9 protein-coding genes and 1 pseudogene are annotated in these 5,861 nt (G+C 60.0%); 8 read left to right on the top strand and 2 right to left on the bottom strand.

The genetic code is table 11. The annotated features are described in order from the left end of the window. The first annotated feature begins 167 nt into the window (after nt 1-167). The 8 genes from KVT39_RS36025 (at nt 168) to KVT39_RS35990 (ending at nt 5,321) form a co-directional block, all read left to right on the top strand. The gene (locus tag KVT39_RS36025) at nt 168-845 is read left to right on the top strand and encodes an IS6 family transposase (RefSeq protein WP_217591376.1); all 678 of its coding nucleotides are present in this window, start codon (nt 168-170) and stop codon (nt 843-845) included. 285 nt (nt 846-1,130) lie between these two features. Next, a complete protein-coding gene (locus KVT39_RS36020) occupies nt 1,131-2,306 on the top strand; it encodes a PrgH/EprH family type III secretion inner membrane ring protein (RefSeq protein ID WP_217591375.1) in 1,176 nt (391 codons plus the stop codon). A gap of 21 nt (nt 2,307-2,327) precedes the next feature. Continuing rightward, the gene (locus KVT39_RS36015; RefSeq protein ID WP_254640784.1) at nt 2,328-2,567 is read left to right on the top strand and encodes a type III secretion system needle complex protein; all 240 of its coding nucleotides are present in this window, start codon (nt 2,328-2,330) and stop codon (nt 2,565-2,567) included. A gap of 39 nt (nt 2,568-2,606) precedes the next feature. Continuing rightward, nucleotides 2,607-2,912 carry a type III secretion system inner rod subunit SctI gene (gene sctI, locus KVT39_RS36010; protein WP_217591374.1) on the top strand — a complete coding sequence of 102 codons (306 nt, stop codon included), beginning with the start codon at nt 2,607-2,609 and terminating at the stop codon, nt 2,910-2,912. After that, entirely contained in the window at nt 2,909-3,661 is a 753-nt protein-coding gene (locus KVT39_RS36005; protein ID WP_217591373.1) for an EscJ/YscJ/HrcJ family type III secretion inner membrane ring protein, read from the top strand. The genes sctI and KVT39_RS36005 overlap by 4 nt, the downstream gene beginning before the upstream one ends. Further along, nucleotides 3,654-4,232 carry a type III secretion apparatus protein OrgA/MxiK gene (locus KVT39_RS36000; protein ID WP_217591372.1) on the top strand — a complete coding sequence of 193 codons (579 nt, stop codon included), beginning with the start codon at nt 3,654-3,656 and terminating at the stop codon, nt 4,230-4,232. Before KVT39_RS36005 ends, KVT39_RS36000 begins: the two co-directional genes overlap by 8 nt. Then, nucleotides 4,189-4,878, top strand: coding sequence for a hypothetical protein (locus KVT39_RS35995; protein WP_217591371.1), 690 nt, complete (start codon nt 4,189-4,191; stop codon nt 4,876-4,878). Before KVT39_RS36000 ends, KVT39_RS35995 begins: the two co-directional genes overlap by 44 nt. Next, entirely contained in the window at nt 4,875-5,321 is a 447-nt protein-coding gene (locus KVT39_RS35990) for a hypothetical protein (protein ID WP_217591370.1), read from the top strand. Before KVT39_RS35995 ends, KVT39_RS35990 begins: the two co-directional genes overlap by 4 nt. 156 nt (nt 5,322-5,477) lie before the next feature. Here KVT39_RS35990 and KVT39_RS35985 read toward each other — a convergent pair. Then, nucleotides 5,478-5,702: pseudogene (locus tag KVT39_RS35985) on the bottom strand (ATP-binding protein); the annotation flags it as partial. Nucleotides 5,703-5,740: 38 nt separating this feature from the next. Further along, the coding region (locus tag KVT39_RS35980; RefSeq protein ID WP_217591377.1) for an IS3 family transposase at nt 5,741-5,861 on the bottom strand (121 nt) is incomplete at its 5' end.

Below are 5,861 nucleotides of genomic sequence, written 5' to 3'. Positions count from 1 at the left end.
CAATGCGTATAGCTCACGTTCCCACGATTTCGCAATTGCCCGCATCGGCTTAGACTCATGTAGTAATGCTAATCAACTATAGAAAAAAAATCTACGGCTGTAGTACTAAGACGGTCTGGTAAGCTTGCGTGATCGAAATGTAGGTGAAGTGAGCGATTCAGCACGGCATGAATGCGATCCTGAAGCGGGTGTTCCAGCGACTGCATTACCCGTTCGACGTGATTCTACTGTGCGTGCGCTGGTATGTTGCGTACCCCCTGAGCCTGCGCTACCTCGAGGAAATGATGGCCGAACGGGGCGTGTCGGTCGATCACTCGACGGTACATCGATGGGCCATCAAGCGCCTTCCGGTGCCGGAAAAGGCGTTCCGGCAGCGCAAGCGGCCGGTCGGAAAAAGCTGGCGGATGATCAAGGTCAACGGCGCCTGGAAATACATCTATCGGGCCGTCGACAAGGCGGGCAACACCATCGATTTCCTGCTGCGGGCTCGCCGGGACAAGGCTGCCGCCCGTCGGTATTTCGAAAAATCGATCGCGCAGAACGGTGCGCCCGAGACCGTGACGATCGACAAAAGCGGGGCGAACCTGGCGGCGCTCAAGGACATCAACGCCACCCGTGAGCAGCCGATCAAGATTCGTCAGCAAAAATATCTGAACAATATCGTCGAGCAGGATCACCGCGCCATCAAGCGCCGAACCCGGCCGATGATGGGCTTCAAGGATTTTCACTGCGCTTGCATCCTGCTCGGTGGTATCGAAGTGATGCGCATGATTGCCAAAGGGCAAATGAAAGCAATTCGCAAGAACCAGACGGCCGCCGAGCAATTCTACACGCTGGATACATAAGGATTCCTATACATTCTATAATCGATGCGCCTTGACTTCCTTATCGCGACAGAACCCCTGACAATACCTTCCTGACACGTCCTCCGAACGAGCGTGGCCGCCTCCATCGTGGCAGGGTCACTATCGCCCCGCCTTCTCGTCACACTCCGCGATCGCGCGTTCGCTCGCCTTCACTCCTTTATTGCGACAGAGCCCCGAGAATTCATCGGCTTTCCATCAGGAAGGTGGGGCGGCTTGTACGTAGAGTAAGGCAGTCAGTGCAATGCGCACATATCCATAAACACCGTGGCCGCTGAAGACACAACACTCTCCATCGAGAATCGCATCGTCATCCGATTGCTCAATAGTGCGTTACGCGGCTGCGAATTCCTGCTGCCTTCAGGCCGCACGCTATTCCTGGTCGGCTCAAGCGCTGAACTGGCCGCGCCGGATCAATTGCCGGAGTTGCCCGCCGACACGCTGCATGTTCCGCTAGAGGAAGGCGGCGTCAATTTCGAATTGCTGATCGATGAAACCGATCTCGTCATCCTGCGCGAACTGAGCGATAGCGCGTCGGAAGAACGTCCCGCAGCCTTCAACCAGCCGTTGCGCGTTGGCGCATTGGCGTTGGCGCTGCGCCGGGAACATCTGCCATGGTCGCCAGAGGTGCTGGGCTACCCGGGCAGCGAGCTCACAGCCGCCCCCATCCCGGCCCGCCGCCATCCATGGGTCGCGATCGCACTGGCTTCCCTCGCGCTGATTCTGCTGGCGGGAGGCGGCTACTGGCTGTTGAACAGCCCGCAACGGCAGGCTTCCGAGCTGAATGCCCTGCTTGGACGCGACAGCCAGCGCTTTCAGGTATTGCCCGGCCGTGACGACGTGTTCTATGTCGCGGCAGCGAATGAGCGAGACAGCGCCTGGGCCCGCCAGGTGATCGCGCGTGGCGACTACAATCGTCCTGCACAGGTCATCAATCCGCCCCGGGAAAACGAGCGCGTGGCCAGCTGGCTGGCCGACCACTACCCCAATCTGGCCTATTACCGGCTGCAATTGGACAATATGCGCCGCCCGCAACTATGGGTCAGCCACCAGCGCGCCGCGATGAGCGACGGCGCGCGCCAGCAGCTGGCCCGCAGCCTGACAGCGATCATGCCGTATGCCGAGCGGGTGGATATCATAGGACTGGACGACGCCACTGCCGCCCATCAAGCCGAGGCCGGGTTGAAGCGCCAAGCGCTGCCGTACACCCGCAGCGACCACGCCGATGGCGTCACCTTCGTGATCCAGGGCGCACTCGACGATGGCGAACTACTGCGCGCGCGCCGCTTCGTCGACGACTACTACCGGCAATGGGGTGGACGCTATGTGCAGTTCGCCATCGAATTGAAGGACGACTGGCTCAGGGGCCGCTCCTTCCGCTACGGCGACCAGGGCTATGTCAAGATGAGTCCGGGTCACTGGTACTTCCCCAAACCCCTGTAACTCTCACGAAGGAAAACAATCATGACTTGGAATACTGGCTATCTGGACAATATTTCCAAAACATTCGATACGGGCGTACAAGACTTGCAACGACAGGTGGATGAGGCTCTGGCTGATTTGGCCACGTCTCCCTCCGATCCGCAAAAACTGGCTCTGTACCAAAGCAAGCTGTCGGAATACAACCTGTACCGCAACGCGCAATCCAACACCGTCAAGGTGTTCAAGGACATCGACGCGGCCATCATCCAGAACTTCCGTTAACGACACTGCGCCGCATCGCGGCGCGCACAGGAGCTTCACATGCAGAACCGCTCGATCCAACCGGTCGAGGCGCTGGTCAGCCGGATCCGCGAGCTGCCCGCCCAGGATAACGACATCGTGTCTCTGGATGACAGGCTGATCCAGGCCTTCTCCCAGTCCGCCGTCAGCGCCGGCGTGGAAAAAGACGCCATCATGCAGCGTCTGGAGCAACCCAGTGCGGTAACCGATCCGGCCGAACTATTCCAGCTGCAGCTGCGAACCTCGAACTACAATCTCGAGGTGTCCACCATCAGCACCCTGACCCGCAAGGCCGTGAGCGCGGTAGAAAGCCTGATGCGTTCATGATGCGTCGCCGTCTTTACGCCATGCCGTTGATTCTGTTGCTGGCAGCCTGCCAGCAACAGGACTTGCTCAAGGGGCTGGACCAGCAGCAAGCCAATGAAGTGATCGCCGTGCTGCAGCGCCATAATATCGAGGCGGGAAAAAACGACCGTGGCAAAGCCGGTTACAGCATCTCCGTGGCGCCGGCCAATTTCGCCGCGGCGGTCGACTGGCTGAAGACCTATGATTTGCCTTCGCGTCCCCGCATGGAAGTAGCGCAGATGTTTCCGGCCGACTCCCTGGTATCGTCGCCGCGGGCGGAAAAAGCGCGGTTGTACTCCGCCATCGAACAGCGGCTGGAACAATCGCTGCAAACCATGGACGGCGTGTTGTCCGCGCGCGTGCATATCAGCTACGACCTGGATTCCGGAGAGGGAGGGCGCGCCGCCAAGCCCGTCCATCTGTCGGCGCTGGCCGTATATGATCGCGATATTGAGCCGGAGCAAAAAGTCACCGACATCACGCGCTTCCTGAAAAACAGTTTCGCCGACGTTGATTATGGCAATATTTCGGTAGTGCTGTCCCGGCGCGGCGAGGCGCAACAGCAAGCGCCCAGCACGCCGCTCTCCGAACGCAGAGTTGGGCTGGTCTGGCTGATTGCCAGCGCCGTGCTGCTCGCCCTGCTCGGCGCCGCCGGCTGGCTATGGCAGCGCCGCAATGCGGAAACCGCGTCGTCGGCAGCCTCGGCTCCCGCGAGGAGCCGCGATGGATAAGTTGTCATGCTCCCCAGGCTTGCGGCGCGTGCTGTTCGACCCTTTGTCGTACCTGCACCCGCGTCGGCTGAGCTTGCCGGTGTCCTTTACCGGGCAGCCTGCGGCTCGCGCCGCGGCCAATGAACTGTTGCTAGCCGCCTACCAATTGAGAAACGACTGCACCGATGCAGAATTGGATGCAATGGCAAGGCAGTTGCTGCGCCATTGGATGCGACTGCCCCAGGCCGCCTACCTGATTGGCTGCCACGCGCGGCGCTCACAGCTGGCTTGGCGCGGAGCAATGCTGAGCTTGCCGCAATGGGCGCGCGCATTCGCCACCATCGATCTGCCGACGGATGCCGCCTCGAAACAGCAGCCGCCCTGCCATGACGAGCTGTTGCGAGCAGGCTACGCCCGGCTCCGTTGCTGGCGAGAACGGCTGCCGGTGCCATTGGCGCAAAGGTTTCCGCTGCTGTTCTCGCCACACGTCGACGCCGCACCGACGGAGCCAGGCGCCGATCCCACGATTCTGACCCTGGCCCTTCAGTATGCCCAGAGACATCCCCACACCCCACCTGCAACACATCATTGACGGGACGCTACTGCGCCGCTCCGCGCTCCAGGGCGCCAGCCGCGCCGAAAGGGTGGAACAGCAAGCCCGCCGAAATGCCCAGCGCCTGCTGCGCGATGCCGAACAGCAGGCTGAAACCCTGCGGCAGCATGGATACCAAGCCGGATATCAGCAAGGACTTCTGGATGCATTGCAGCACGTGGCCGCCTACCTGGCCGCCAGTCAGGCCATGGCATGGCACTGGAGAGAACGGCTGGTTGAGCACGCGCGTGCCATGCTAGCCTCCGCAGTCGATCATCCGGACACGCTGCTATTGCTGTTAGACGAATGGCTGCGCGGCCAGGAGCGCGCCGACGCCACGCTGCAACTGACCTTGCCCAAGAGCGCCCGCGCGCACCAAACCAGACTCATGGCCTTGCTCGCCGAACAATGGCCAGGCTCGATCCAGTTGGACTACCACGCTGAGCCGCGCTGCGTCATGCGCTGCGGCGATCAGCTGGCCGAGTTTGCGCCGGAATTATATGTAGAGGCGGCAAGCCGCCAATTACAGCAATGCCTGGATGAATTGCCTAAAGACTGCCGCAATATTTCCGACCAGGCACTGCGCGAGTGGATCGCTCAGTGGGAGCAACAGGTTTTCGACATCTCAGACAGGAGCTCAGAATGATCCCTATCCTCCCCGTCGCCGCGCGAGTCTCCCCCTCCGTGGGGGATGACACGGTCATACCACTGCAGCAACGCCTGACTGAACAAGTTCCGGCGAGGATACCTGTGCGGCAGGATTTCAACGGCGATCCGCGTGCCCACGCTTTTCTCTACGCGCTGAGGCAGTTGCCGTCAGGCGATAGTCCCAAGGATTATGCCGACGCCGTCAGCAGACTACTACGCGAATTCGTTGATCCGGAAAGCGGCGAGAGCGCCTTCGTCACCTTGAGCGATCAAACCGCCATTCTGCAGTACATTCTTGCCCAGATCGAACCGGATGATCCATTACGCGCCCCCCTGCTGGCTACTCTGATTGGAACCAGCAACCTCCAGTTTCAGATGACGAAATGGATGCAGGATGTTTTACTGTCGAATGGTAGCCCCAAGGAATTCGAGGATTGGTAAGAGACGGTTTCATAAATGCGGTATTGTCAGGTTGTCGCAGAAGTCGGCGAATAGAATGGGGATGAAGAAAGCTTTCGGCCCGGACGGTCAGTTGAAACTCCCCCACTTGTGGTCGCGTAAACTCCCCCACCCGGGAAGCAGGACCGATTTGGTTTTTTAGCTCGCTTTTGTTTTGCGCGCAAGCGTTTCGGCGGCCTCCGTGAGCCGATAGCTGCGGCCGTCGAACTCGAGCAGATGGCAGTGATGCATGAGCCTGTCGAAGATCGTGGTACTCATCGTGTTGTCGCCGACGTAAGCGCCCCAATCCTGCACGATCCGATTGGAGGTGACGACGACACTACGACGCAGCTTGTAGCGCTGGTGGATCAATGTCTGCAGCAAGGCCCCGGTGACCCTGCCTCGTTTTCACGTACAGTAATTCATGCGGCAATCAAGCTGGCCTCGTAGTCGACAGGCGTGAGGTAGTCGATCGAGGTATGCAGGCGTTGCCGATTGTAATAGCCCTCGATCCAATCGACGATATCCAGGCGGGCGTGAGCA

This window comes from Burkholderia sp. GbtcB21 (assembly GCF_019091065.1).
Lineage (GTDB): Bacteria > Pseudomonadota > Gammaproteobacteria > Burkholderiales > Burkholderiaceae > Burkholderia > Burkholderia pyrrocinia_C.
This window is presented reverse-complemented; position numbering and strand designations above follow the sequence as displayed.